The 24,952-nt window shown below is 70.0% G+C and carries 27 protein-coding genes; 3 read left to right on the plus strand and 24 right to left on the minus strand.

All coding sequences use genetic code 11. From position 1 onward, the window contains the following. Positions 1–34: 34 nt before the first annotated feature. The 9 genes from H629_RS0100680 to H629_RS0100720 form a co-directional block, all read right to left on the minus strand. On the minus strand, positions 35–1,066 hold the full coding sequence (locus tag H629_RS0100680) for a PrsW family intramembrane metalloprotease (protein ID WP_024355434.1): 1,032 nt from the start codon (positions 1,064–1,066) through the stop codon (positions 35–37). Continuing rightward, the gene (locus H629_RS0100685; protein ID WP_024355435.1) at positions 1,066–1,692 is read right to left on the minus strand and encodes a hypothetical protein; all 627 of its coding nucleotides are present in this window, start codon (positions 1,690–1,692) and stop codon (positions 1,066–1,068) included. Before H629_RS0100685 ends, H629_RS0100680 begins: the two co-directional genes overlap by 1 nt. 127 nt (positions 1,693–1,819) lie before the next feature. Further along, positions 1,820–2,011, minus strand: a complete 192-nt coding sequence (locus tag H629_RS0100690) for a hypothetical protein (protein WP_024355436.1) — start codon at positions 2,009–2,011, stop codon at positions 1,820–1,822. A gap of 11 nt (positions 2,012–2,022) precedes the next feature. Further along, the gene (locus H629_RS0100695; RefSeq protein ID WP_024355437.1) at positions 2,023–2,718 is read right to left on the minus strand and encodes a DsbA family oxidoreductase; all 696 of its coding nucleotides are present in this window, start codon (positions 2,716–2,718) and stop codon (positions 2,023–2,025) included. Positions 2,719–2,799: 81 nt separating this feature from the next. Further along, positions 2,800–3,726: a 4-(cytidine 5'-diphospho)-2-C-methyl-D-erythritol kinase gene (locus H629_RS0100700; RefSeq protein WP_024355438.1), complete on the minus strand. Its 927-nt coding sequence runs from the start codon at positions 3,724–3,726 to the stop codon at positions 2,800–2,802. A 9-nt stretch (positions 3,727–3,735) separates the two neighbouring features. Beyond that, entirely contained in the window at positions 3,736–4,644 is a 909-nt protein-coding gene (rsmA, locus tag H629_RS0100705; RefSeq protein WP_024355439.1) for a 16S rRNA (adenine(1518)-N(6)/adenine(1519)-N(6))-dimethyltransferase RsmA, read from the minus strand. After that, entirely contained in the window at positions 4,637–5,560 is a 924-nt protein-coding gene (locus tag H629_RS0100710) for a TatD family hydrolase (RefSeq protein ID WP_024355440.1), read from the minus strand. The genes rsmA and H629_RS0100710 overlap by 8 nt, the downstream gene beginning before the upstream one ends. Continuing rightward, a complete protein-coding gene (gene metG, locus H629_RS0100715) occupies positions 5,557–7,161 on the minus strand; it encodes a methionine--tRNA ligase (RefSeq protein WP_024355441.1) in 1,605 nt (534 codons plus the stop codon). Before metG ends, H629_RS0100710 begins: the two co-directional genes overlap by 4 nt. Before the next feature lie 41 nt (positions 7,162–7,202). After that, positions 7,203–7,679: an OsmC family protein gene (locus H629_RS0100720; RefSeq protein ID WP_024355442.1), complete on the minus strand. Its 477-nt coding sequence runs from the start codon at positions 7,677–7,679 to the stop codon at positions 7,203–7,205. A 76-nt stretch (positions 7,680–7,755) separates the two neighbouring features. Between H629_RS0100720 and H629_RS0100725 the strand changes: the two genes are divergently transcribed. After that, complete coding sequence (locus H629_RS0100725; protein WP_024355443.1) at positions 7,756–9,108, plus strand: aminotransferase class III-fold pyridoxal phosphate-dependent enzyme; 1,353 nt, start codon at positions 7,756–7,758, stop codon at positions 9,106–9,108. Positions 9,109–9,369: 261 nt separating this feature from the next. Here H629_RS0100725 and H629_RS0100730 read toward each other — a convergent pair whose 3' ends face one another. The 14 genes from H629_RS0100730 to prmC all read right to left on the minus strand — a co-directional run bounded on the left by H629_RS0100730 (position 9,370) and on the right by prmC (position 21,675). Beyond that, positions 9,370–10,203, minus strand: coding sequence for a PP2C family protein-serine/threonine phosphatase (locus H629_RS0100730; protein ID WP_024355444.1), 834 nt, complete (start codon positions 10,201–10,203; stop codon positions 9,370–9,372). Between the two features lie 29 nt (positions 10,204–10,232). Next, positions 10,233–11,030 (minus strand): YaaA family protein, encoded by a 798-nt coding sequence (locus H629_RS0100735; protein ID WP_338034101.1) that lies wholly within the window; start codon positions 11,028–11,030, stop codon positions 10,233–10,235. Between the two features lie 103 nt (positions 11,031–11,133). Next, the gene (locus H629_RS0100740) at positions 11,134–11,394 is read right to left on the minus strand and encodes a F0F1 ATP synthase subunit epsilon (protein ID WP_024355446.1); all 261 of its coding nucleotides are present in this window, start codon (positions 11,392–11,394) and stop codon (positions 11,134–11,136) included. Positions 11,395–11,396: 2 nt separating this feature from the next. Further along, the gene (gene atpD / locus H629_RS0100745) at positions 11,397–12,860 is read right to left on the minus strand and encodes a F0F1 ATP synthase subunit beta (RefSeq protein WP_024355447.1); all 1,464 of its coding nucleotides are present in this window, start codon (positions 12,858–12,860) and stop codon (positions 11,397–11,399) included. Between the two features lie 21 nt (positions 12,861–12,881). Then, the gene (locus tag H629_RS0100750) at positions 12,882–13,772 is read right to left on the minus strand and encodes a F0F1 ATP synthase subunit gamma (RefSeq protein WP_024355448.1); all 891 of its coding nucleotides are present in this window, start codon (positions 13,770–13,772) and stop codon (positions 12,882–12,884) included. An 81-nt stretch (positions 13,773–13,853) separates the two neighbouring features. After that, positions 13,854–15,479 carry a F0F1 ATP synthase subunit alpha gene (atpA, locus tag H629_RS0100755; RefSeq protein ID WP_024355449.1) on the minus strand — a complete coding sequence of 542 codons (1,626 nt, stop codon included), beginning with the start codon at positions 15,477–15,479 and terminating at the stop codon, positions 13,854–13,856. A gap of 54 nt (positions 15,480–15,533) precedes the next feature. Next, positions 15,534–16,310 (minus strand): F0F1 ATP synthase subunit delta, encoded by a 777-nt coding sequence (locus H629_RS0100760; RefSeq protein ID WP_024355450.1) that lies wholly within the window; start codon positions 16,308–16,310, stop codon positions 15,534–15,536. Further along, entirely contained in the window at positions 16,310–16,858 is a 549-nt protein-coding gene (locus H629_RS0100765; protein ID WP_024355451.1) for a F0F1 ATP synthase subunit B, read from the minus strand. Before H629_RS0100765 ends, H629_RS0100760 begins: the two co-directional genes overlap by 1 nt. Positions 16,859–16,911: 53 nt before the next feature. Then, on the minus strand, positions 16,912–17,139 hold the full coding sequence (atpE, locus tag H629_RS0100770) for an ATP synthase F0 subunit C (RefSeq protein ID WP_017883370.1): 228 nt from the start codon (positions 17,137–17,139) through the stop codon (positions 16,912–16,914). 54 nt (positions 17,140–17,193) lie between these two features. Next, a complete protein-coding gene (gene atpB / locus H629_RS0100775; protein WP_029746386.1) occupies positions 17,194–18,018 on the minus strand; it encodes a F0F1 ATP synthase subunit A in 825 nt (274 codons plus the stop codon). 161 nt (positions 18,019–18,179) lie between these two features. Then, positions 18,180–18,659 (minus strand): Cg1360 family ATP-synthase-associated protein, encoded by a 480-nt coding sequence (locus tag H629_RS0100780; RefSeq protein WP_024355453.1) that lies wholly within the window; start codon positions 18,657–18,659, stop codon positions 18,180–18,182. After that, positions 18,656–19,861, minus strand: coding sequence for an MraY family glycosyltransferase (locus H629_RS0100785; RefSeq protein WP_024355454.1), 1,206 nt, complete (start codon positions 19,859–19,861; stop codon positions 18,656–18,658). Before H629_RS0100785 ends, H629_RS0100780 begins: the two co-directional genes overlap by 4 nt. 16 nt (positions 19,862–19,877) lie before the next feature. After that, on the minus strand, positions 19,878–20,543 hold the full coding sequence (locus tag H629_RS0100790) for an L-threonylcarbamoyladenylate synthase (RefSeq protein WP_024355455.1): 666 nt from the start codon (positions 20,541–20,543) through the stop codon (positions 19,878–19,880). A gap of 190 nt (positions 20,544–20,733) precedes the next feature. Continuing rightward, on the minus strand, positions 20,734–21,675 hold the full coding sequence (prmC, locus tag H629_RS0100795) for a peptide chain release factor N(5)-glutamine methyltransferase (protein ID WP_024355456.1): 942 nt from the start codon (positions 21,673–21,675) through the stop codon (positions 20,734–20,736). 188 nt (positions 21,676–21,863) lie between these two features. Here prmC and cysK point away from each other — a divergent pair, with 188 nt between their 5' ends. Beyond that, positions 21,864–22,793 carry a cysteine synthase A gene (gene cysK, locus H629_RS0100800; protein ID WP_024355457.1) on the plus strand — a complete coding sequence of 310 codons (930 nt, stop codon included), beginning with the start codon at positions 21,864–21,866 and terminating at the stop codon, positions 22,791–22,793. Between the two features lie 82 nt (positions 22,794–22,875). Then, positions 22,876–23,445 carry a serine O-acetyltransferase gene (gene cysE, locus H629_RS0100805; protein WP_024355458.1) on the plus strand — a complete coding sequence of 190 codons (570 nt, stop codon included), beginning with the start codon at positions 22,876–22,878 and terminating at the stop codon, positions 23,443–23,445. Between the two features lie 94 nt (positions 23,446–23,539). Here cysE and H629_RS0100810 read toward each other — a convergent pair whose 3' ends face one another. Then, positions 23,540–24,931: an MFS transporter gene (locus H629_RS0100810; protein ID WP_024355459.1), complete on the minus strand. Its 1,392-nt coding sequence runs from the start codon at positions 24,929–24,931 to the stop codon at positions 23,540–23,542. Between the last annotated feature and the right edge of the window lie 21 nt (positions 24,932–24,952).

Here is a 24,952-nt window from a genome sequence, read left to right on the forward strand (position 1 = left end):
CGGTCGGAACCCGGGCGCGCGAAGCGGCGCCCGGTCAGACGGCGGCTGCTCCGGCCGCGCTCGCTCCCGTCGCGGCCGTGCCGGCCGGATCCGCCCCGTCGCGCTCCTGCGCGATGGCCGTCGCGGCGAGCGCTCTGCGCTCGCGGCGAGGCAGCCTGGCGAACTCCCGACGCCCGCCGCTCCACCCCGTCGTCTCGGTGTACCAGGCGAACTCGCTGCGTCGCCCCCACGCGACGGCGCAGCAGAAGAGGGTGAGCGTGATCCCGTACAGGAGGAGGTACAGCAGCAGCTGCACGGCGCCGATCACCGAGAGGGGAGGGGAGTCCCACGCGGCATGCATCAGCATCGGGGCGAGGATCGCGGGGATCATGAGCAGCCAGCGGCCTCCGAGTCGCCGCTGCGTCCGCGAGAGGCAGTACGCGAGCACCGCCCCGGAGAACGCCGACCAGAGGGCGTGGAGCGCGAAGCCGACGAGCAGCCGCGCAACGCCGATGCGCAGCGTCTCGGCCACGTCGGTGCTCTGCAGCGCGTAGCAGAGGTTCTCGACGAGCTCGAACCCCGCCCCCACGAGGAAGCCGTACAGCGCGCCGTCCATCACCGTGATCCGGCGCCCGTAGGCCAGCACCAGCACTACGAGAATGCCGAGGAAGCGCAGCAGGTCCTCGTTGAGGGGTGCGCTGATCGACGCCGACAGCGTCGTGAGGCCGTAGCGGTCGAGCTCATCGGAGTTGGCGCTGTTGAGGGCGCCGGCGGCCATGATCGCGAAGGTCCCGCCCCAGAGCAGCGCTGCCAGGCGCAGGGAGAGCGGCTGGCGGCGGAAGCGGGGCAGTGCGCGGATGAGCAGCCAGAGCGCCGCGCCCTGCGCACCGACGAGCACTGTCGCCGCGGCGAGCCCCGCGATGCTGTCGGTGCGCCGCACGATGTCGATGAGGAGGAGCACGGTGCTCGGCACCGTGAGCACCAGCCACAGCCAGAACACGGGCTGGTGCGGCTGCCACAGTACGGGGCGGCGCCGACGGGCGACTGCGGGTCGGGGCTGGGTCGCGGTGATCGGTTCCTGGGGCATCAGTAGACCTCCGCGGAGTCGAGAACGGCTGAGATGTCGGGTCGGATGGCACCGGGGCCGTCGGCATCGGTGAGCATCTCGACGTCGAAGCGCAGGCAGACGAAGGGTGCGCGATCCGTGCACATCGCGAAGCTCTGCGTGAAACCGCCGCCGACGCCGAGGTCGTACTCGATCATGCGGGTCTCGCGTCCTCCGCCGTGCGGCACCGGCCGGGTGGGGAGGATCGCGGCGCCCGCGGGGCTGCCCGAGCGCAGCAGCGCGTCGGCGTCGTCTTCGCCGACGTGCAGGCTCGCTTCGAGTCGCGCGTCTCGTGCGGCGGAGACGAACGCGGCGTGCGTGGACGCCGGGGTCGCGGTGCCGTCGGTCGGCTCCTCGTTCGTCTGACGCGACCACCCCTCCGGCGCGATGAATCCGCCGATGCCGATGGATCCTGCGGCGTCGGCGTCGAAACTCACCCGTTCGTAGACCCCGACCGTTCCCTCGGCGCGCTCGGGAGCGAGCACCCCGAGCGCGACGGGCACGGCCGTGATCGCGCACAGCGTCGCGACGACGATCGAGAACGGCAGCCAGCCGGGCCGGGTCGCGCGGTCGCGGGCACGGGGCGGCTGTGTCGTATCCTCACTCATAGACGCAACTGTAGACGTAAATTAGTTTTAGCCACAATCCAAGATTCGCGGCGCGTTTCAGCCGCGCTTCGAATCCCGCGGAGGCCCCGCTTCAGGTTCCTGCCGCAACGGCCTCAGCGGGCCGCGGTCAGACGCAGCAGCTGCCGCCGCAGCAGGACCCGCCCGCTTCGGTGTCGTTCAGCAGGTTGAGGATCTCGCGCGACTCGGCGTCGGCGAAGCCCGCCGCTCCCTGCAGCCCGGCCGCGGGGTCGAGGCCGGCCTGGATCTCGGCCTCCACGGCCTCGGCTGCGATCGTCGCCGCATCTCGGTTCTCGCTCATCTTCGTTCCCTTCACGCCTGGTCTGCGGGGTGGTCATCGGCACCCTCGCCGGTGCGGAAGCCGAGCACCTGCTCGAACGCCCCGGCGAAGGCCTCGGCGCTCTGCGCGCCCGAGATGCCGTACTTCTGGTCGAGCAGGAAGAACGGCACCCCGTTCACCCCGAGCATACGCGCGCGGGTGATGTCGCGCTGCACCGCCTCCCCGTAGCCGTCGTCGTCGAGCGCGGCGCGCACGGCCACCGGGTCGAGGCCGGCCTCCGCTCCGAGACGCGCGAGCGTCTCCGGATCGGACAGGTCCTCCCCCTCGGCGAAGTAGGCGCGGAAGAGCCGCTCCTGCACCGCGTCCTGCGCTCCCGACTCGGCGGCGAGGTGCAGGATTCGGTGCGCGCGGGCGGTGTTCGCGTGCTTCACGCGGGAGAAGTCGAACACGATGCCGTCGGCCGCTGCGAGCTCGGTCATCTGCGCGAGCATCTGCTCCACCTGCGCGGCGGGCATGCCCTTGTGGCGCACGAGGAAGTCGACCTCGCTGCCGCTGAAGTCGAGGGGCGTGTCGGGGGCGAGCTCGAAGCTGTGGCCCGCCACCTCGAACTCGACATCGGGGTGCGCCTCACGGAACGCGGCGACTCCCGCCTCGAAGCGGCGTTTGCCGATGTAGCACCAGGGGCAGGCGATATCCGACCAGATATCGACGCGGATCGTCTCAGTCATGCCGGGTGCAACCGTGGCGGCCGTCGCAGTATTCCGGGGCAGCGGACGTTCGCGGATCAGCGGCCGTCGCGGCGGCTCGCGTCAGAGGATGCGGGCTCCCGCGACGGGGCCCGTCACCGTGAGCGCGCGCACCCCGGCACGGCTCAGCACGCTGCGCAGCTCGGCCGCCTCCTGGGCGTCCCCGACCAGGAACGCCACCGTGGGCCCCGATCCCGAGACGATGCCCGCGCGGGCCCCCCGCGATTCCCCCAGTTCCAGCAGCTCGGCGAGCTCGGGCGCGAGCTTCAGCGCCGCGACCTGCAGGTCGTTGTGCATCGACTCCGCCAGCGAGTCGGCGTCGCCCACGCGCACCGCCTGCAGCACGGCCGTGTCGACCTTCACCTGCTCGGGCTGCCTGCCGAGATCGCGCAGGTGCACGTCGCGGTGCCTGTCGAGCGCCCGGTACACCACCGGCGTGCTGAGCCCGGCATCGGAGAGCGCCAGCACCCAGTGGAACGTGCCCTTCGCGAGCGCGGGGCTGAGCTCGTCGCCGCGCCCCGTGCCGACCGCGGTACCGCCCTCGAGCGCGAAGGGCACGTCGGCGCCGAGCTCCGCGGCGAGCGGCAGCAGACCGGACCGGCCGAGGTCGGTGCCCCACAGCTCGTCGCAGGCGACGAGCGTCGCCGCCGCATCCGCCGAACCGCCGCCCATGCCACCCGCAATCGGCACGCGCTTGAAGATCGTCAGGTCGACGCCCCCCTCGTACCCCGTGCGGTCGGCCAGCAGCTGCGCCGCGCGGATCGCCAGGTTCGACCCGTCGGTCGCCAGCCCGCTGCCGTCGATCGGGCCCGTGAAGCGCACCGAGAACCCCTCGGCGGGCACAGCCGTGACCTCTTCGAACAGTGACACCGCCTGATACAGCGACGCCACATCGTGATAGCCGTCGCCCTGCAGCGCGCCCACGCGGAAGAACACGTTGATCTTGCCCGGCGCCCGCACCGTGATCGATCGCCCCCGAATCGCGCTCATGGTTACACGCTAGCGCACGCCGGAGCGCGTCAGATGCGCCCGGGCGATGGCGAGGAAGTCGTCGATGCCGAGCTGCTCGGCCCGCGCGGTCGGCGCGAGCCCCGCCGCCTCGATCGTGGCCACCGCCTCGTCGAACGCGCCGAGCACCGGCTGCAGCGCCTGCCGCAGCATCTTGCGCCGCTGCGCGAACGCCGCGTTCACCAGTTCGAAGACCAGCGCCCGCTCCTGCTCATCGCCCCGCGGCTGCGCGCGTCGCTCGTATCCGACGAGCACCGAGTCGACGCCCGGCACCGGCCAGAAGATGCGGCGGCTCACGGTGCCCGCGATCCGCCACTCCCCGTACCAGGCCGCCTTCGCGCTCGGCGCACCGTACTCCTTCGAGCCGGGACCGGCCGCGATGCGGTGCCCGACCTCGGCCTGCACCATCACGAGCCCGCCGCGCAGGCCGGGGATCAGTTCGAGCAGGTGCATGAGGATCGGCACCGACACGTTGTAGGGCAGGTTCGCCACCAGCACCTCGGGCGGCTCCGGCGCGGCCGTCAGCATCTCGGCGCTCAGATCGAGCGCGTCGGTGTGGATGACGCGCAGGCGCGGCGCGGCGGGATCCGCGAAGACCTCGGGCTGCATCGCGCGCGCCGTCTGCAGCAGCTCGGCCGCGAGACGGCGGTCGATCTCGACCGCCGTGACATCGGCGCCCACCTCGGTGATGCCGAGGGTCAGCGAGCCGAGGCCCGGGCCGATCTCGATAACGCGGTCGCCCGCGTCCACCCCGGCGAGCCGCACGATCTTGCGCACCGTGTTCGGGTCGATGACGAAGTTCTGCCCGAGCTTCTTGGTGGGCGAGACCCCGAGCCGCTCGGCGAGGTCGCGGACCTCGTTCGGGCCGAGCAGTCGGGGGTGCGCGGGGGCGTCAGTCATCGCCGCCGACCTCCCACGCGCCGTAGACGCGCTCGGTGTTCGCCGCGATCCGCGCGCAGACCTCGGCGAGGGGCTCATCGAGCGTCTCCGCCATGCGGCGCACCGTGTGCGGCAGCAGGTAGGGGGCGTTCGGCCGGCCGCGGAACGGCTCCGGGGTGAGGAACGGGGCGTCGGTCTCGGCGAGCACGAGCTCGGGCCGTGCCACCGTGATCGCCTCGCGCAGCGCCGGCGCGTTCTTGAAGGTCGACGTGCCCGAGAACGACATGTACCAGCCGTGCTCGTTGCAGACGCGGGCGAGCCGCGCGTCGCCCGAGAAGCAGTGGAACACCGTGCGCTCGGGGGCTCCGACCCGCAGCAGCGTCGCCACGACCTCGTCGTGGGCGTCGCGGTCGTGGATCTGCAGCGCGATGCCGTTGGCCTTCGCGATCTCGATGTGCGTCTCGAACGACTCGATCTGCGCCGCCCGTCCGTCCTCGCCCGTGCGGAAGAAGTCGAGACCGGTCTCGCCCACCGCGCGCACCCGGGGCTGCGCGGCGAGGCGCGCGATCTCCGAGAGGTGCGAGCTCAGCAGCCCCTCCGCGAACAGTCGCGGCGCCTCGTTGGGGTGCAGCGCGACCGCGGCGAGCACGCGCGGGTCGCTCGCCGCGAGCTGCGCGCTCCATCGGCTCGTCTCCAGGTCGGTGCCGACCTGCACGATGCCGCGCACCCCCGCAGCCTCGGCGCGGTCGAGGGAGTCGAGCGGATCGAGCTGGTCGACGCCGTCCTCGAACTCGAGGTGGGCGTGGTTGTCGTAGACCGCGACGGGCAGCGGTTCGGGGCTCTCGGGCCGGCTCAGATCGCGCGATCCCGATCCCGACGCAGCCGGACCCGCATTCCGCTTGCGCAGACCGCCCGCGGGAACCTCCGCGGCGGTCACTTGCCCTCGCCGTCGATCTCGATGCGGGGGAACAGCACGGCGATCCGCTGCTGCTCGGTGCCGGCGACGAGACGGCCCCAGCGGCCGGCCTCGCGGATCGGCTGGGCCTCGAGCGCGCCCAGAGCCTCCTCGGCGCCGAGCGCCGCCCACAGCTTCGCCGCGGCCTGCGGGATCACGGGCGCGAGCAGCTCGGCGAGCACCCGCAGTCCCTCGGTGGTCGTGTAGAGCACGGACGCGAGACGGTCGCGCTGCGCGGGGTCCTTCGCGAGCGCCCACGGCTCCTGCTCCGTGATGTAGCCGTTCAGGGCGTCGACCAGCTCCCACACCGCGGCGATCGCCTCGTGGATCGCGAAGGCCGAGATGCGCTCGTCGGCGCGCGCGGCGACATCCGCGGCGAGCTCGCGGATCGCGGCGTCGGCAGGCTGCTCATCGGAGCCCGCCTGCGGCACCCGACCCTCGAAGTACTTCTGGTTCATCGCGAGCACGCGGCTGGCGAGATTGCCGAATCCGTTGGCGAGCTCGGCCTGGTAGCGGGCCGCCAGATCCTCCCAGCTGAACGAGCCGTCGTGCCCGAAGGAGATCGCACGCATGAAGTAGTAGCGGAAGGCGTCGGACCCGAAGGTGTCGGTGATCTCGTTCGGCGCGATGCCGGTGAGCTTCGACTTCGACATCTTCTCGCCGCCCACCAGCAGCCAGCCGTGCGCGAACACGTTGCGCGGCACTTCGAGCCCCGCCGCCATCAGCATGGCCGGCCAGATCACGGCGTGGAAGCGCAGGATGTCCTTGCCCACGATGTGGGTCGCGGGCCAGCGTCGCTCGAACTGCGCGGCGTCGGCGCCGTAGCCCGTGGCGGTGACGTAGTTGAGCAGCGCGTCGAACCACACGTAGGTGACGTGCGACGAGTCCCAGGGGATCGGGATGCCCCAGTCGAAGGAGGTGCGCGAGATCGACAGGTCTTCGAGGCCCTGCTGCACGAAGGCGATGACCTCGTTGCGCGCGCTCGCAGGCTGCACGAAGTCGGGGCGCTCCTCGTAGAGCGCGAGCAGGCGCTCCTGGAAGGCGCTCATCTTGAAGAAGTAGTTCTTCTCCTGCAGCAGCTCGAGCGGCTTCGAGTGGATCGCGCACACCTTCTCGCCCGCGAAGGCGCCCTCGCCGTCGACGATCTCGCTCTTCGGCTTGAACTCCTCGCAGCCTACGCAGTACAGCGCCTCGAACTCGCCGGCGTAGACGTGGCCGTCATCGTAGAGCTTCTGCAGGAACTTCGCGACGCCCTCCTCGTGCCGGGCGTCGGTGGTGCGGATGAAGTCGTCGTTGGAGAGATCGATCGTGTCGAGCAGCGGCTTCCACGCCGACTCGACGAGGCGATCCGCCCACTCCTTCGGCGCGACGCCGTTCGCCGTGGCGGTGCGCAGGATCTTCTGACCGTGCTCGTCGGTGCCCGTCAAGAACCAGGTGTCGTCGCCCGCCTGCCGGTGCCACCGCGCCAGCACGTCAGCCGCCACCTCGGTGTACGCGTGCCCGATGTGGGGCGCGTCGTTCACGTAGAAGATCGGGGTGGTGATGAAGAACGAGGAGGGCTGTGCCTGCTGGTCGAGTGCCATGGGTGCCATTCTATTGGGAACCGCCGACGCGCTCGTCCGTGTTACGCCGGGCCCGCGACCACGATCTCGGGCTCGTGCCGCACCGGGAAGTTCACCGAGTTCGCGATGAAGCACGCGTCCCTCGCCGCGGCGTGCGCCGCGAGCGCCGCCTCCGCCATCGAAGTCTCGGCGACGGCGACCCGTGGTCTCAGCACCACCTCCGTGAACGCGCCGCCCAGCCCCTCCTGCCGCATCGTGCCCACCGCATCGTCGGTGTACGCCGTCACCACGACGCCCGCGCGCACGGCCATGTGCAGGTACGAGAGCATGTGGCACTGCGCGAGCGCGGTGACGAGCAGCTCCTCGGGATTCCAGCGGTCGGCGTCGCCGTGGAAGGTGCGATCGGCCGAGCCTTCGAGCGCGGCCTTGCCCGCGGCGCGGATCAGCAGCTGCCTGCCGTAGTCGCGGTACCCGCTCGTGCCGGTCCCCCGGTTGCCGGTCCACTCGATCCCCACGCGGTACTCGTGCACGTCGCTCACGCGGCCAGCCTAGCGCGGGCGCTCCGGTGCTGCGCGCCCGCGGTCGTCCCAGCCGCCCGAGAGTAAGATCGAGGGCATGAGCGAAGAAGCGACCGTCACCGAATCGTCCATCCCCCAGAAGCGTCTCGTCGTCACCGAGATCCCGGGGCCCCGCTCACGAGAGATCCACGAGCGCCGCCGCGCGGTCGTGCCGCCCGGAGTGCACAGCGTGCTCCCCGTCTACGTCGAGCGCTCGCACGACTCAATCCTCGTCGACGTCGACGGGAACCACCTCGTCGACGTCTGCGGCGGTATCGGCGTGACCACCGTCGGCCACACGGACGGCGCCGTCGTCGCAGCCGCCACCGAGCAGCTGAACAAGGTCACCCACACCCTGTTCACCATGACGCCCTACGAGCCGTACGTGCAGGTCGCCGAGCACCTGGCGAAGCACGTTCCCGGGTCGACCTCCGAGCGGCCCTACAAGACCCTGCTCATGAACTCCGGCGCGGAGGCCGTCGAGAACGGCGTGAAGATCGCCCGCAAGTACACGGGCCGCCCCGGCGTCGCCGTGCTCGAGCACGCCTACCACGGCCGCACCATGCTCACCAGCAGCATGAACCACAAGGCCGCGCCCTACGCCCTCGGCTACGGCCCCCGCGCCGGCGACATCTACAAGGCCCCCAACTCGTACCCGCTGCACGACGGCCTGAGCGGTGCCGAGGCCGCCGCCCGCACCATCGCCCACCTCGAGAAGGTGGCGGGTGCCGAAGATCTCGCGTGCCTCGTGGTCGAGCCCATCCAGGGCGAGGGCGGCTTCATCGTGCCCGCCGACGGCTACCTGCCCGCTCTCGCCGAGTGGTGCCGTGCGAACGGCATCGTGTTCATCGCCGACGAGGTGCAGACCGGTATGGCGCGCACCGGCACCGTCTTCTCGATCGAGCAGTTCGGCGTCGAGCCCGACATCGTGCTCTCGGCGAAGGGCATCGCAGGCGGCCTCCCGCTCGCCGGCATCACCGGCCGCGCCGAGATCATGGACCAGTCGCAGCCGGGCGGCCTCGGCGGCACCTTCGGCGGCAACCCCGTCTCCTGCGCCGCCGCCGTCGCGGTCTTCGAGCAGATCGAACGCGAGAACCTGCTCGCCGAGGCGAAGCGCATCGAGGCCGCCTTCACCGCCGGCCTGCGACGCCTGGCCGAGCAGTACGACAGCATCGCGGAGGTGCGCGGCCGCGGCGCGATGCTCGCGATCGAGATCGTGAAGCCCGGCACGCTCGAGGCCGACCCGAAGCTCGTGTCGCACATCGTCGACTTCGCGGCCTCGCGGGGCGTCGTACTGCTGAGCACCGGCGTGCACAACCAGGCCATTCGCTTCCTGCCCTCGCTCAAGATGAGCGACGAGCTCATCGACGACGTCATCGGCGTGCTCGACGCCGCCTTCGCCGCGGCGTAGGCGGATCGAACCCGTACCACCTCACCCCGCCGCCTCCTCCGAGGCGGCGGGGTTTCGCGTGCTCTCTCGTCCCCCGCGCTGACACCCGCCACACCCGCCACGCCCACCGAGAGGCGGGTTTCGCATGAATCCGCCCGCCCTCAGATGCGAAATGCGCCTTTCGAGGGCGTAGCTACGCGCGGGTGCAGGGGCGAGCGGGTGCAGGGGCAAGCGGGCTCGCGCGCGCAGCGCGCGAGCGCGGCAGACGCGGGGCGATCCGCGTCAGCCCGTGATCTCGAGGCCCGAGGCCTCGAAGCTGCCCGTGTCGACCACATCGCCCACGGCGTGCACGTCGATCACGATCACCGTGACGTTGTCGCGGCCCGCGTTGTCGAGCGCCTGCTGCACGAGCGTGCGCGCGGCATCCTCGGCGGTGGGCTGGGAGGCGAGGTAGTGCTGGATGCCGATATCCGTGAGCTCTTTCGTGAGCCCGTCGGAGCAGAGGAGCAGTCGCTGCCCGGGGATGAGCGCGAGCGAGGTGTAGTCCGGGATGGGGGCCTCGTTGAAGCCGACCGCGCGCGTGATCACATTGGCGTGCGGGTGCACCTCGGCTTCTTCTTCGCTGATGGCACCGGTGTCGATGAGGTGCTGCACCACGGAGTGATCGACGGTGATCTGGCTGAGGGCGCCCTTGAAGTACTGGTAGACGCGGGAGTCGCCGATGTTGAAGACCCGCCAGGTGGGGTCGTCCTCGGTGCTCAGGCAGACGCCGGTGACCGTGGTGCCGGCGCCGAGCTCGGTCTCGCCGGCGTCGAGTTCGATGTCTTCGACGGCGTCGCCGAGCAGCTCGTCGATGTCGCGCTCGGTCGCGTTCTCGGTGCCGCCGAGTTCGGCGAGCCGACGCACGACCGCGGCGGAGGCGATCTCACCGGCCGAGTGGCCGCCCATGCCGTCGGCGACGGCGAAGATCGGCGGCATGGCGACGTAGCTGTCCTGGTTGGTCTCGCGTCGGTGTCCGACGTCGCTCAGGGCGAACCACGAGAGCTCGATCTCGAGGTCGCTGTCCTTGCGGTAGGGCAGACGTCGCCGCGACGCGTTCTCGCCGCGCGCGGTCACTGCTTCCACCTCTGAGACACCCGAGTATCCTACCGCGCCGCGGTGCGTGCCGACGACCGCGCCGACGGCGCCCCCAGCTCGGTGACGAGGGTGACGACGCGCGTCGACTCGTCGATGCTCAGCTCGAGGCCGGTTGCTCGCGCCCAGTCGAGCAGCTGCTGCGGGGTGTCGAGGCGGGCTCCGGATCGGGCGAGGCGCCGCACGAGGTCGCCTTTCGCCGCCTTGTTGAAGTGGTTGAGGGCGCGCACTGCGCCGTCGTCGCCGCGCTGCACCACGTGCAGCGCATACCCGATTCCGGCGGGCAGCGGCGCGAGGGCCGCGTAGTCTTTCGAGCGCAGGTCGAGCACGAGTCCCGCCTCGGCCCAGTCGGTGCCGGCGTGCGCCTCGCTCCAGACGCGCTTGAGCGGGGAGCCGAGGCCGGGCAGGCGGGATCCGGCCGAGAGCCGGTAGGCGGGGATCCGGTCCCCCGCGCCGACGAGGCCGAGCAGGGCCGACTGCACGAGCACGTGCTCGGCGAGCCAGGCGCGTTCCGCGGCGTTCAGCGTCGGCACGTCGAGCGCGTCGTAGAGCACGCCCGTGTAGCGCTCGATGGCGGGCAGCACGCCGCTCTCGTCGAGTCGCAGGTTGTGCTGCAGCTCGCCCCGGTTCTTGACCCCGAGTTTCAAGGCCTTCGCGGCGGTGTCCTCGTCGCCGCGGCTGAGCTCTTCGAGCGCCGCGCGCACCCGGTCTCGCGCTTCTCGCAGCTGCTCGTGCCCGCGCAGTTCGGCGAGCCGCAGGGATCCATCGCCCCCGGTGCGCTTCGTCTCGGAGGGGGGCAGCAGGATCATCATGGTGCTTCCAGCCTAGCGGCAACGTCCCTGGAAACGCCTCGGGGCCCGGATCACCAGGTGGTGATCCGGGCCCCGAGGTCAGGGGTGCGACGGACGAGCGTCAGGCGGCGACGCTCGCGCGACCGGCGACGATCGTCACCGTGTCGTGGTCGACCGAGAGGAAACCGCCCTCGGCGTCGACCGCGACCTTCTCGCCACCGGCGGTGGTCACGCGCACCTCGCCCTGCGCGAGCAGGGCGAGCAGCGGCTCGTGTCCGCTGAGGATGCCGATCTCGCCCTCGACCGTCTTCGCGACGACCTGAGCGGCCTCACCCGTCCAGACCTCGCGGTCGGCCGAGACGACACTCACGTTGAGCGCCATGGTTAGGCCAGATCCTTCTGCATCTTCGCCCAGTTCGCCTCGACGTCCGAGATGCCGCCCACGTTGAAGAAGGCCTGCTCTGCGACGTGGTCGAACTCGCCCTTGCAGATCGCGTCGAACGACTCGATGGTCTCCGCGAGGGGAACCGTGGAGCCCTCGACACCGGTGAACTTCTTCGCCATGTAGGTGTTCTGCGAGAGGAACTGCTGGATGCGGCGCGCGCGGGCCACGGTGATCTTGTCCTCTTCGGAGAGCTCGTCGACACCGAGGATCGCGATGATCTCCTGGAGCTCCTTGTTCTTCTGGAGGATCTGCTTCACCGTGGTGGCGACGCGGTAGTGGTCCTCGCCCAAGTAGCGGGGATCCATGATGCGCGAGCTCGAGGTGAGCGGATCGATCGCGGGGTAGAGACCCTTCGATGCGATCTCGCGCGAGAGCTCGGTCGTCGCGTCGAGGTGCGCGAAGGTGGTCGCCGGGGCCGGATCGGTGTAGTCGTCCGCGGGCACGTAGATGGCCTGCAGCGAGGTGATCGAGTGACCGCGGGTCGAGGTGATGCGCTCCTGGAGGATGCCCATCTCGTCGGCGAGGTTCGGCTGGTAGCCCACAGCGGAGGGCATGCGGCCGAGCAGCGTCGAGACCTCGGAACCGGCCTGCGTGAAGCGGAAGATGTTGTCGATGAAGAGCAGCACGTCCTGCTTCTGCACATCGCGGAAGTACTCCGCCATGGTCAGGGCCGAGAGGGCCACGCGCAGACGCGTCCCCGGGGGCTCGTCCATCTGGCCGAACACGAGGGCGGTCTTGTCGAAGACGCCGGCCTCGTCCATCTCGTGGATGAGGTCGTTGCCCTCACGGGTGCGCTCGCCGACGCCGGCGAACACCGAGACGCCGCCGTGGTCCTGGGCCACGCGCTGGATCATCTCCTGGATGAGGACGGTCTTGCCGACGCCCGCGCCGCCGAACAGGCCGATCTTGCCGCCCTGCACGTACGGGGTGAGGAGGTCGATCGACTTGATGCCGGTCTCGAAGAGCTGGGTCTTCGACTCGAGCTGGTCGAAGGCCGGGGGCGTGCGGTGGATGCTCCAGCGCTCGCTGACCTCGATGGTCTCGCCCTCGGGGAGGTTGAGGACGTTGCCCGTGACGTCGAACACCTTGCCCTTGGTCACGTCGCCGACGGGGACGGTGATCGAGTCACCGGTGTCGACGACCTCCTGGCCGCGCACGAGGCCGTCAGTCGGCTTCAGTGCGATGGCGCGGACGACGTTGTCGCCGAGGTGCTGCGCGACCTCGAGCACGAGCGTGAAGGGCTCGGTGCCCTCGCCCATGTTCACGGTGGTCTCGAGAGCGTTGTAGACGGCGGGGATCGCGTCGTGCGGGAACTCGATGTCGACGACGGGGCCGGTCACTCGAGCGATCCGCCCGACAACCTTCGTTGCGGCCTCAGTCGCCACTGCGGCGGTTTCGGTCATGTTTCTCTCTCTTCGTGCTTTCTAGCTCGACAGCGCGTCGGCGCCGCCTACGATCTCGGAAATCTGCTGGGTGATCTCGGCCTGGCGGGCGTTGTTCGCGAGGCGCGTGTAGTCGCGGATCAGCGCGTCGGCATTGTCGCTCGCCGACTTCATCGCCTTCTGCGTCGCGGCGTGCTTCGCCGCGGCCGACTCCAGCATGGCGTTGAAGATGCGCGACTCGATGTAGGCCGGCAGCAGCTGATCGAGCACCGTGTCGGCGTCGGGCTCGAACTCGTACAGCGCCTCGGGGGCTTCGGTCGCCTCGGCGACGCCCTCGACGACCTGCAGCGGGAGCAGGCGGTGCACCTCGGGAACCTGGCTCACCATGCTGATGAGGCGGTTGTAGACGAGGTGGATCTCCTGCGCGCCACCCTCGGCGGCGGGGCGGGCGAAGATCTCGAGCAGGGCCTCCGCGACCTCCTTCGCCGTTTCGAAGGTGGGGGTCTCGGTGTCACCGGTCCACACGCGCTCCGAAGCGCGGCGACGGAAGGAGAAGTACCCCTGGGCCTTGCGGCCGATCAGGTAGTACACGACTTCCTTGCCCTCGGCGTGCAGCAGCTCGGTGAGCTGCTCCGCCTCCCGCAGCACCTGCGAGTTGAAGGCGCCCGCGAGACCGCGGTCGGAGGTGAAGATCACCACTGCCGCCCGCTCGACCTTGTCGGCCTCGACGAGCAGCGGGTGTGCGGTGTTCGAGTGCGTGGCGACCGCGGACACCGCACGGGTGATCGCGGTGGCGTACGGCGTCGACGCTTCGACGCGTGCCTTCGCCTTCTGGATGCGAGAGGCTGCGATCAGCTCCATCGCACGGGTGATCTTCTTGGTCGTCTGGGCAGAACGAATCTTCTGCCGGTAGACCCGAAGTTGCGCTCCCATGTCTCTCCTGTACTGGTCGGGGCTGGCTGGTCGAGGTGGTTCGGGATCGGTGGGGGCTGACGCCCCCACCGGGATCCGTCACTACTTCTTGACGACCAGCTGCTCCTGCTTGATCTCTGCCTCGTCGAGCGCGCCGAACTGCTCGTTCAGGCTCTTGCCGGACGACGTGCGGAACTCGCTCTTGAACTTCTCGATCTGCGCGGTGATCTCGGCGACGGTGTCGTCGTCGAGCACGTTGGTCGAGCGGAGCGTGTTCAGCGCCTCGGAGTTGCGGCCGAGGTAGTCGAGGAACTCGCGCTCGAAGCGCAGGATGTCCTCGACCGGGACCTCGTCGAGGAAGCCCTTGGTGCCGGCCCAGATCGAGACCGTCTGCTCCTCGACCGGGTACGGGGTGTACTGCGGCTGCTTGAGGAGCTCGGTGAGGCGGGCGCCGCGCTCGAGCTGCTTGCGGCTGGCCGCGTCGAGATCCGAGGCGAACATCGCGAACGCCTCGAGAGCGCGGTACTGGGCGAGCTCGAGCTTGAGGGTACCGGAGACCTTCTTGATCGACTTCACCTGCGCGTCGCCGCCGACTCGCGACACCGAGATGCCCACGTCGACCGCCGGACGCTGGTTGGCGTTGAAGAGGTCGGACTGCAGGAAGATCTGGCCGTCGGTGATCGAGATCACGTTGGTCGGGATGTAGGCCGAGACGTCGTTCGCCTTGGTCTCGATGATCGGCAGACCGGTCATCGAGCCGGCACCCAGCTCGTCCGAGAGCTTCGCGCAGCGCTCGAGCAGGCGGGAGTGCAGGTAGAAGACGTCGCCCGGGTAGGCCTCGCGCCCCGGCGGGCGGCGGAGGAGCAGCGACACGGCGCGGTAGGCCTCGGCCTGCTTCGACAGATCGTCGAAGATGATGAGGACGTGCTTGCCGTCGTACATCCAGTGCTGGCCGATGGCCGAACCGGTGTAGGGCGCCAGGTACTTGAAGCCCGCGGGGTCGGAGGCCGGGGATGCGACGATGGTGGTGTACTCCATCGCGCCGGCGTCCTCGAGCGCGCCCTTCACCGAGGCGATGGTCGAGCCCTTCTGGCCGATGGCGACGTAGATGCAGCGCACCTGCTTGGTGGTGTCGCCCGACTCCCAGTTGGCCTTCTGGTTGATGATCGTGTCGATCGCGATCGCCGTCTTGCCGGTCTGGCGGTCGCCGATGATGAGCTGACGCTGACCACGGCCGACGGGGATCATGGCGTCGATCGCCTTGATGCCGGTCTGCAGCGGCTCGTGCACCGACTTGCGCTGCATGACGCCGGGAGCCTGGAGCTCGAGGGCGCGACGGCCCTCGACACCGGCGATCTCGCCGAGGCCGTCGATCGGGTTGCCGAGGGGGTCGACCACGCGGCCGAGGTAGCCCTCGCCCACGGGAACCGAGAGCACCTCGCCGGTGCGGGTGACCTGCTGGCCCTCCTCGATGCCGGTGAACTCGCCGAGCACGACGACACCGATCTCGTTCTCCTCGAGGTTCTGCGCGAGGCCGAGGGTGCCGTCTGCGAAGCGCACCAGCTCGTTCGCCATCACGCCGGGGAGGCCCTCGACGTGGGCGATGCCGTCAGCGGCGTCGACCACGGTGCCGACCTCGGTCTTCTCCGCCTGGGCCGGCTCGTACGACGCTGCGAAGTCATTCAGCGCGTCGCGGATCTCGTCCGGGCTGATTGAGAGTTCTGCCATTTCGTTTCCTCTGTCTGGTCCGGAAGCGCCGCCCCCGGGGTGAAAAGTTGTGCCCTATGCAGCGAGCTGCTGTCGGAGGTCATCGAGGCGGGCGCGAACGCTGCCGTCGATCACGTCATCGGCGATCTGGATGCGCACGCCGCCGATGAGCTCGGGGTCGATGACCGTCGTGATCTTCACCGGACGGCCGACCGACTGCTCGAGGGCGCGGGCGAGCCGCTCCTGCTGAGCCGCCGAGAGCGGTGCCGCGACGGTGACGGTCGCGAGGTCGCTGCCGTTCTGGTCGGCGGCGGTACGAGCGGCGCTGCGGAGCGAGGCGTCGAGCCTGCGACCGCGCGGGTTCGCGACGAGGTGGCTCGCGACCGCGACCGTGGAGGCCGAGGCCTTGCCCTGGAGCAGGCGCTGCACGAGCTGCACCTTGCTGGCCGGATCGGCGAGCTTGCTGCCGAGGCTGAGCTGGAGCTCGTGGTTGCGATCGATGAGATCGGCGACCGCGAGCAGCTCGTCGGAGAGCGCCGCGTTGGCGAGGCCCTCGGCGCGCAGGCCGAGCTCCTCGACACCCGCGACGAATTCCTCGACGTTCGACCAGCGCGCCTCGACGGCGGCGGTGAGCACGGAGCGCGCGTCAGCGGTGAGCCCGCCGAAGAGCCGTGCGACGAGTTGCCCCTTGGCCTCGGCGCTCGCCGAGGCGTCGCCGAGTGCCGAGGCGAGCGCGGGGCTCTCGGCGATCCGATCCGCCGCCTGCAGCAGTGCGCCGCCGGTAGCCGGGTCGAGTCCCGCCCGCAGCGCGGTGCGCGCCTGGGCCAGTGCTTCGCGTGACGCGCTTCCCATCAGTTCGCCGCCTTCTCGGATGCCTCGAGATCAGCGAGGAAGCGATCGACGAGCGCCGATGCCTTCTGGTCGTCGGCGAGGGTTTCGCCGACCACGCTGGAAGCGAGGCCGAGGGCCAGCGAACCGACGTCCTTGCGCAGCGAGACCACAGCGCTCTGGCGCTCCGCCTCGATCTGCGCCTGGGCGGCCTGCGCGATGCGGGCCTGCTCGGTAACGGCCTCTTCGCGGGCCTTGGCGCGGATCTTGTCGCCATCGGCGCGGGCGTCCTCGCGGATCACGCCGGCCTCTTCGCGAGCGCTCGCGAGCTGCGCGGTGTACTCCTGCAGCGCCGCCTCCGCCTTCGCCTGAGCCTCATCGGCCTTGGCGATGTTGCCCTCGATGGCCTCGGCGCGAGCGTCGAGCATCGCCTGCATCTTGGGCAGGAAGACCTTCCAGAATGCGATGAGCAGGATGACGAAGATGACTCCCGACCATACGATGTCGTAGGTCGCGGGGAGCAGCGGATTCCTATCCGCGGTCTCAGCAGCAACAACGATTGTGTTGATCATCGCTGCCTCCTCTCATGTCAGGTTACGAAACGTTGTGTAAAAGGGAACGTTTCTTAGTAGCCGAACATGTAGGCGGTGCCGATGCCCACGAAGGCGAGGGCCTCGGTGAACGCGATACCGATCCACATCAGCACCTGCAGACGGCCGGCGAGCTCGGGCTGGCGAGCGACGCCCTCGATCGTCTTGCCGACGACGATGCCCACGCCGATGGCGGGGCCGATGGCGGCGAGACCGTAACCGACGGTGGCGATGCTACCCGAAACTTGAGCGAGAACAGACACAGTATGTGTTTCCTTCCGTGTGTTGAGTGCGGCGGTTGCCGAACCCGGGTTGGTTTAGTGCTCTTCAGCCAGCGCGAGCTGGATGTAGACAGCGGTGAGAAGCGTGAAGACGTAGGCCTGGAGCACGGCGACGAGGATCTCGAAGAGCGTGAACGCGAAGCCGAAGCCGAAGGTGAAGACGCCGAGCACGGGGAAGAATCCGCCGGCGTACAGGATGAAGAAGTTGGTCGCTGCGAAGAAGAGCACGAGCAGCATGTGGCCGACCATCATGTTCATCAGCAGACGGAGCGTGAGCGTGACGGGACGGATCACGAAGGTCGAGATGAACTCGATGGGCGTGACGATGATGTAGATCGGCTTGGGCACGCCCGCGGGGAAGAGCGAGTTCTTGAAGAAGTTCTTCGGGCTCTTCTTGATGCCCGCGTAGATGAACGTGACGTACGAGACGACCGCGAGCACGAGGGGGGTGCCGATGACGGCGGTGCCGGCGACGTTGAGGCCGGGCACGATGCCGGTCACGTTGAACGCCAGGATCATGAAGAACATCGCGCTCAGGATCGGCAGGAAGCGACGGCCGTCGATCTTGCCGAGCAGGTCCTCCGCGATGTTGACGCGCACGAAGTCGAGCGCCATCTCAGTGAGCGACTGACCCCGGGAGGGGATCACACGCATCTTGCGGGTGCCGAGCCAGAAGAGCACGAGCACGAGCAGCGCCATGATCACGCGGATGATCATGATGCGGTCCATCTGGAAGATGGTTCCTTCGAAGAAGATCGCGTCGGGGAAGAACTCCTCGATCGACGGCGGGTGGAAGCCACCCTCTTCCGCGGTAAAGACGACAGGGGCCACGAGTTGCACAGCGTTAGCGAACAGCGCCATTCTCCTGATTCGGGGTGCAGATCAGAACTGCACAACGGCGAACGATGGTCGTGCCCCCAGTGCTCACAGGCATACGCATAGCGCGTCCCGGCTGGGAACCCTTCAATCCTAGCAAGGTTTTTGACTCAGATGAAACCGGGCGCCCCGCGGCGCCCTGCGGATCATGCCGGGTCCGAGATGATCGGGATCCGCGACCGCGTCACCACGACCACATCGAGCGCGAGCGAGACGAGCACGCTCGCCATGAGGCCGAAGAACAGGATCTGCGTGTCCAGCCACGGCTGCCCGCGCAGCAGGACCACCGAGACGATGAACGCGATGAACTTCAGCAGCCAGCAGCCGAGCACGATGCCGAAGAAGACGCCGATGTACGAGGGGCTCTCGACGAATCGGTTCGCGAACGCGATGCTGCCGACCGTGAGCAGCAGGAAGAAGCCGCCCATCGCGGTACCGATGAGGCCGCCCACGACGCCCTCCCCGCCCGACACGAGCCAGCCGATGCCGGCGAACACGGCCATCAGCACGACGGTGGCGGTGATTCCCCAGCGCAGGGCGCGCAGCAGCACCGGCTGCGACGCCGGCATGGGCCGGGGGCCCGGATCGGGCGTCTCCTGCGGCTCGGGCTGGGTTGCGTCGCTCACTCGGGGATCCTCTCGTTCGATTCGCTCTCGGCCGCGCGCTCGGCGTCCGGAGCCTCGACGGGTGATCCCCGCCTCGTCAACGGTACCAATCCCCGCTGGGCGAAGCGTGCGCGCACCCGCACCGCGGGGAAGAGCAGCAGCAGCACGCAGGCCACTCCCCCGACCGCGAGCACCACCACCGGCAGCACCCAGCTCTGCTGCGTGAAGACCAGCAGCACGGCGACCGACAGCACCGCCGTGCCCAGGTAGAAGATGAGCACCGCCTGCAACGGCGAATGGCCCATATCGAGCAGGCGGTGGTGCAGGTGCTGGCGATCCGCCGAGAAGGGGCTCTTGCCCGCTTTCAGCCGTCGCACCACCGCGAGCGAGAAGTCGGCGAGCGGCAGCGCGAGCACCGCCATCGGCAGGATGATCGGGATGTAGCTCGCGAGAACGAGCTTCTGATCGAGCGCCGCCGGGTTGAGCTGGCCCGTCACCGACACCGTCGAGGTCGCCATCAGCAGCCCCACGAGCAGCGCGCCCGTATCGCCCATGAACATGCGGGCGCGATGCCAGTTGAAGGGCAGGAAGCCCACGCAGATCCCCACGACGACGATGCCGATGAAGCTCGCGAAGACGACCGAGTCGACGCGCCCGATCTGCTCGTTCAGCAGGCGCGTGTAGATGAAAAAGAGCGAGTTCGCGATGATCGCGACCCCCGCCACCAGGCCGTCGAGGCCGTCGACGAAGTTGACCGCGTTCATCACGAGGGTGATGAGGAAGACCGTGAGCACGAAGTTCACCGCCGGCGAGCCGACGATCAGCGTGTTGCCGAAGGGCAGCGAGACGATCTGCACGCCGTTCCAGGCGAGCAGGCCGGCCGCCGCGAGCTGCGCGGCGAGCTTCACCATCCAATCGAGATCGAGCAGGTCGTCGAGGATCCCGACCGCCGCGATCATCGCGCACGCCCCCAGCAGCGCCCACATCTCGGGCCCGCGCGTGAACAGCGGCGCGAATTCCGGCTGCGCCCCCGCCACCGCGAAGGCTGCGAGGAGGCCCGCGAACATGGCGATGCCGCCCAGTCGCGGCGTGGGGGTGCGGTGCACGTCGCGGTCGCGCACCTCGGGCGCGAGCCGGTAGCGGCGACTGAGCTGCAGCACCGCGTACGACGCGACGGCCGTCACGAGCACCGCGACCGCCGCGACCACCAGGTAGGGCGCCATCTCGTTCTCCGGCCGGTCAGTCCGCGAAGACGGCCTGCGGCAGCACCTCGGCGAGCGCCTCGCGGCTCACGCCGCCCTCGCGCAGGATACGCAGCTCGCCGCCCTCGGCGGTGAGCCGCGTGGCGTCGACGATCGTCGAGGCGACGCCGCCGCCTGCGGCGTCCCCGGCCTCGAGGTAGACCTCGACCGAGTCGCCGAGCATCTCGCGCGCGGCTGCCGCGGTGCGGGCCGCCGGCTGCCCCGTGAGGTTCGCCGACGACACGGCGAGCGGGCCGGTCTCCTGCAGCAGTTCGAGGGCGAGCGGCTGGTTCGGGATGCGCAGCGCGACCGTGCCACCGGTCTCGCCGAGATCCCAGCTCAGCGAGGGGTTGGCCTGGGTGATGATGGTGAGCGGCCCCGGCCAGAAGGCCTCCGCGAGCGCGGTCAGGGGCTCGGTGACCTCGGCGGCGAGCGCGGCGAGGGTGGCGGTGTTCGGAATCAGCACCGGCGGCGGGGACTGGCGGCCCCGGCCCTTCGCGTCGAGCAGCCGCTGCACGGCCTCCGGCGAGAACGCATCGGCGGCGACGCCGTACACGGTGTCAGTGGGCAGCACGACGAGCTGCCCGCTGCCGATCGCGCGGCGCGCGGTGCGCGTTCCGGCGAGCAGTTGGGAACTGTCGGAGCATTCGAAGACCTCGGCCATAACCGCCCATCCTACTCCCGCCGTGCTGTGCTGCGCTGGGCGCGGACGGTGCCGCGCCGCTCCGGAACTTCATGAGCTCACCCATATTTCGGAGTTCACCCGCATGTCGGATCAACGCCCCACGGATCGCTCCGAAATATGGGTGAGCTCAGACGCATGGGATGACAGGCCGCCGCCCGTTCGTGCAGGCTCAGCGGCGCGCGAGGGTGGCGCGGTCGCGCCCGGTGAGATCGGGGCGGGTCTCGGCACCCGCCCAGCCATCCGCGGTGAGGAGGGCGCGGATCGCGGCGCCCTGCATCTCGGCGTGCTCGAGCACGAGCAAGCCGCCCGGCCGAACGAGCCGCAGGGCGATCCGGCTGATGACGCGGATCAGGTCGAGACCATCGGCTCCGCTGTAGAGAGCCAGCGCGGGATCGTGGTCTCGCACCTCGGGGTCGCGCGGCACCATGTCCCGCGGCACGTAGGGCGGATTCGACACGAGCACCGCCACACGCCCCTGCAGCGGCTCGAAGGCCGCGCCGATCGACGATGCGGATCCGGGATCGCCGTCACGGCTCCCGGCATCGGCCGCGCGACCGCCCCGGTCGAGCTCGGTCACGTCGCCCCGCAGCAGCGCGACGCGCCCCGCGCCCCACTCCCGCACGTTGCGCTCGGCCCACGCGTGCGCTTCGGCGCTCTTCTCGACCGCCCAGACCCGTGCGGCGGGCACCTCGTGCGCGATCGCGAGGGCGATCGCGCCGCTGCCCGTGCACAGGTCGACGGCGATCGGTTCTGCGTCCGGCAGCGCTCGCAACTCGTCGATGCCGAACTGCACCACCGTCTCGGTCTCCGGACGCGGCACGAAGACGCCGGGGCCCACCGAGAGCTCCAGCTGCCGGAAGGGGGCGCGCCCCGTCAGGTGCTGCAGCGGCACCCGCCTCGCCCGCTCCTCCGAGAGCCCGTGCACGGCATCCAGCTGCTCGGGCGAGAGCTCGGCCCCCATCACGTCGAGCGCCTGCACGCGGCCCCGCGAGACGCCGAGCACGTGGCCCACGATGAGTTCGGCATCCGCGGCCGGATCCGCGATCCCCGCCGCCTCGAACCGTTCGCACAGCCGGCCCAGCACGGCCCGGACGTCTCGCACGTCGTTCATCGCTTCGTTCACTCCCCCACCCTACCGGCGGCACGACCGCGCGGCGCGGCGGCGAGATGCGAGGGCGAGGCGCGACAGCCGCGCGTAACAGAGCGTCGCACGCATAACCAGCGCCACATTCTCGGATAACGACGCGCTATAGTTTGGGGTGGCTTCGCCGCTCGAACCCTCTGGAGGAGATCACACCCATGGCACGCACCTACGACAACATCACCCAGGCCTTCGGCAACACCCCGCTCGTGCGCCTCAACCGCGTCACCGAGGGCGCCGAGGTGTACGCGAAGCTCGAGTTCTACAACCCCGCCGGCAGCGTCAAGGACCGCATCGGCATCGCGATCATCGACGCGGCGGAGGAGTCCGGAGCGCTGCGGCCCGGCGGCACGATCGTCGAGGGCACCAGCGGCAACACCGGCATCGCCCTCGCCTTCGTCGGCGCCGCGCGCGGCTACCGCGTGATCCTCACCATGCCCGAGACGATGAGCATCGAGCGCCGCAAGCTGCTCGCGGCCTACGGCGCGGAGATCGTGCTCACCGAGGGCCCCCTCGGCATGAAGGGCGCCGTCGCCAAGGCCGAGGAGATCGCCGCGAACACCCCCGGCGCCGTGCTCGCCCAGCAGTTCGCGAACCCCGCGAACCCCGCGATCCACCGCAGCACGACCGGCCCCGAGATCTGGAATGACACCGACGGCAAGGTCGACATCTTCGTGGCCGGCATCGGCACCGGCGGCACCATCACCGGCGCGGGCCGTTACCTGAAGGAGCAGAACCCCGACGTCACGGTGATCGCCGTCGAGCCGATCGACTCGCCGCTGCTCACCGAGGGCACCGCCGGCCCCCACAAGATCCAGGGCCTCGGCGCCAACTTCGTGCCCGACATCCTCGACCGCGAGGTCTACGACGAGGTCATCGACGTCGCCCTGCCCGACGCCATCGCCAAGGCTCGCGCGCTCGGCACCGACGAGGGCATCCTCGCCGGCATCTCCGGCGGCGCCGCCGTCTGGGCCGCCGCGCAGGTCGCGCAGCGACCCGAGAACGCCGGCAAGAAGATCGTGGTGATCGTGCCCGACTTCGGCGAGCGCTACTTCTCGACGGTGTTGTTCGAGGATCTGAACGTCTGATCCGCACCCACCGGGTCCGTGCGGGAATCCCCCGCGCGGGCCCGGTGTTGCATTTCCCGAGACCCAGCGCAGAAGGGATACCGTGAGCATCTTCAGCCGCATCCGCGAGGACATCCGCGCAGCGAAGGCCGGCGACCCGGCGGCGCGCGGCGGCCTCTCGGTGTTCCTCATCTACTCGGGCCTGCACGCCGTGTGGTGGCACCACCTCTCCCACAGCATGTGGCGACGGGGCATGAGATTCCTGCCCCGCGCCATCTCGCAGTTCGTGCGCTTCTTCACGGGTATCGAGATCCACCCCGGCGCTACGATCGGCCGCCGCCTCTTCATCGATCACGGCATGGGCGTCGTGATCGGCGAGACCGCCGTCGTGGGCGACGACGTGCTCATCTACCACGGCGTCACGCTCGGCGGCACGGGCCACAGCCGCGGCAAGCGGCATCCCACCATCGGTGACCGGGTGATCATCGGCGCCGGCGCGAAGGTGCTCGGCGACATCGAGCTCGGCCACGACAGCGCCGTCGGCTCGAACGCGGTCGTCGTGCGCTCAGCCCCGCCGTGGACCACGCTCACCGGCATCCCCGCTGCGGGCCGGCCGCGTCGCGGCGCCCCCGTCGCCGAGACGCCGGACCTCGCCGACTTCTACGTGATCTGAGCGCGGTTCGGGTTCGACGACGACCACGCAGCGAGGCGCCCCGAACGGGCGCGCGCCGCAGGCAAGGATCCGCAAGCCACGCCCGGACCCCGGCTCAGCGCAGGCGCCGGCCGTGCTCCTCCATCCAGCGCCGGGTGCGGCGCTGCTCGATCACGATCATCGTGATCCCGAGCGCCCAGAACGGGATCTGCACCGCGAACGCGGTCTTGAACGCACCGAGCGAGTAGCTCTCGGGAGACCCGGCGCCCTGCAGGTCGAGCACGAAGCCGATGAGCACGATCACGAGCAGCGAGGCCGTGAACCCCGCCGTGTTGACGAGCCCGGTGCCGAAGCCGGAGAAGCTGCGCGGCGTGTGCGAGCGCGACACCTCGAACGAGATCATCGACCCGGGGCCGCCGAAGGGCATGACCACGAGCAGCACGATGAGCACCGCGATGGGCGGTGTGCCGGGCCAGGCGATCACCGTGATCCAGCACACCGCGATCGCCACGGCGATGCCGACGCTGATCCAGACGCGACGCTCGATGAAGCGCGAGCTGATCGGGCCGAGCACGAGCCCCACCGCCATCGACGACACCACGGTGAGGCTGAGCAGCCCGCTCGCGGCCGCCGGCGACAGCCCGATGCCGCCCACGAGGAAGGGTGTTCCCCAGAGCAGCACGAACGCGTTCAGCGCGAACGGGGTGGTGAAGTGCACCCAGTAGGCGAGCCGCACGCCCGGGATGCGCAGCAGTCGGCGGATCCGGTCCCAGAAGCCGAGCGCGCGGAGGCGCGGAGGCTTCCCCACCGGGATCAGGCCCGTGGCGGGCGGAGCCATCTCGACCACGCCGGTGGGCGGGGGCGTGGCGAGGGAGCGAGCGTTGCGGGTGAGGCCGCCCGGCCGCCCCGTCGCCCGTTCGAGCAGCGTGCCGGCGCCGGGGCGATCACGCAGCACCAGCGCCCCGAGGAGGGCGACGAGCAGGCCCACGGCGGCGACGCCGAGGAAGCCGGTCATCCAGCCGCCCGCGCCCACGAGCAACGCGAGCGGGGTGACCGAGACGAGCTGTCCGGCCTGCCCGATGAGCCCGGTGAGCTGGCTGACGGTGGGCAGCTGGCGCACCGCGAACCACTCGGGCAGCAGCCGCATCACGCTGATGAAGGTGCAGGCGTCGCCCGCGCCCACGAGCACGCGCGCGAGAATCGCGGGCCGCACATCGGCGACCGTCGCCATGATGACCTGCCCGGCCACCATGAGCAGGCCGCCGGTGAGGATCATCGTGGTCGAGCCGAAGCGGTCGAGCAGGGTGCCGACGGGAATCTGCAGGCCCGCGTAGACCACGAGCTGGATCATCGCGAACATCGAGAGCGTGGTCGCGTCGATCCCGAAGTGCTCCTGCGTGGCGGGGCCGAGTGCTGCGAGCGAGGAGCGATTGATGATGGCGACCGCGTAGGCGAGTGCGGCTACGCCCCACACCACCCAGGGGAGGAGTGGCCGAGCCGTGCGCATAGGCTCAACTGTACTCCTCCT

This window comes from Leucobacter chironomi DSM 19883 (assembly GCF_000421845.1).
Classification (GTDB): Bacteria; Actinomycetota; Actinomycetes; order Actinomycetales; family Microbacteriaceae; genus Leucobacter; species Leucobacter chironomi.

Coding starts and splice junctions, on each gene's coding strand:
- H629_RS0100680 (WP_024355434.1), bottom strand. CDS start 1,066: ATGCCCCAGGAACCGATCACCGCGACCCAGCCCCGACCCGCAGTCGCC.
- H629_RS0100685 (WP_024355435.1), bottom strand. CDS start 1,692: ATGAGTGAGGATACGACACAGCCGCCCCGTGCCCGCGACCGCGCGACC.
- H629_RS0100690 (WP_024355436.1), bottom strand. CDS start 2,011: ATGAGCGAGAACCGAGATGCGGCGACGATCGCAGCCGAGGCCGTGGAG.
- H629_RS0100695 (WP_024355437.1), bottom strand. CDS start 2,718: ATGACTGAGACGATCCGCGTCGATATCTGGTCGGATATCGCCTGCCCC.
- H629_RS0100700 (WP_024355438.1), bottom strand. CDS start 3,726: ATGAGCGCGATTCGGGGGCGATCGATCACGGTGCGGGCGCCGGGCAAG.
- rsmA (WP_024355439.1), bottom strand. CDS start 4,644: ATGACTGACGCCCCCGCGCACCCCCGACTGCTCGGCCCGAACGAGGTC.
- metG (WP_024355441.1), bottom strand. CDS start 7,161: ATGGCACTCGACCAGCAGGCACAGCCCTCCTCGTTCTTCATCACCACC.
- H629_RS0100725 (WP_024355443.1), top strand. CDS start 7,756: ATGAGCGAAGAAGCGACCGTCACCGAATCGTCCATCCCCCAGAAGCGT.
- H629_RS0100735 (WP_338034101.1), bottom strand. CDS start 11,030: ATGATCCTGCTGCCCCCCTCCGAGACGAAGCGCACCGGGGGCGATGGA.
- H629_RS0100740 (WP_024355446.1), bottom strand. CDS start 11,394: ATGGCGCTCAACGTGAGTGTCGTCTCGGCCGACCGCGAGGTCTGGACG.
- atpD (WP_024355447.1), bottom strand. CDS start 12,860: ATGACCGAAACCGCCGCAGTGGCGACTGAGGCCGCAACGAAGGTTGTC.
- H629_RS0100750 (WP_024355448.1), bottom strand. CDS start 13,772: ATGGGAGCGCAACTTCGGGTCTACCGGCAGAAGATTCGTTCTGCCCAG.
- atpA (WP_024355449.1), bottom strand. CDS start 15,479: ATGGCAGAACTCTCAATCAGCCCGGACGAGATCCGCGACGCGCTGAAT.
- H629_RS0100760 (WP_024355450.1), bottom strand. CDS start 16,310: ATGGGAAGCGCGTCACGCGAAGCACTGGCCCAGGCGCGCACCGCGCTG.
- H629_RS0100765 (WP_024355451.1), bottom strand. CDS start 16,858: ATGATCAACACAATCGTTGTTGCTGCTGAGACCGCGGATAGGAATCCG.
- atpB (WP_029746386.1), bottom strand. CDS start 18,018: ATGGCGCTGTTCGCTAACGCTGTGCAACTCGTGGCCCCTGTCGTCTTT.
- H629_RS0100785 (WP_024355454.1), bottom strand. CDS start 19,861: ATGGCGCCCTACCTGGTGGTCGCGGCGGTCGCGGTGCTCGTGACGGCC.
- H629_RS0100790 (WP_024355455.1), bottom strand. CDS start 20,543: ATGGCCGAGGTCTTCGAATGCTCCGACAGTTCCCAACTGCTCGCCGGA.
- prmC (WP_024355456.1), bottom strand. CDS start 21,675: ATGAACGACGTGCGAGACGTCCGGGCCGTGCTGGGCCGGCTGTGCGAA.
- cysK (WP_024355457.1), top strand. CDS start 21,864: ATGGCACGCACCTACGACAACATCACCCAGGCCTTCGGCAACACCCCG.
- H629_RS0100810 (WP_024355459.1), bottom strand. CDS start 24,931: ATGCGCACGGCTCGGCCACTCCTCCCCTGGGTGGTGTGGGGCGTAGCC.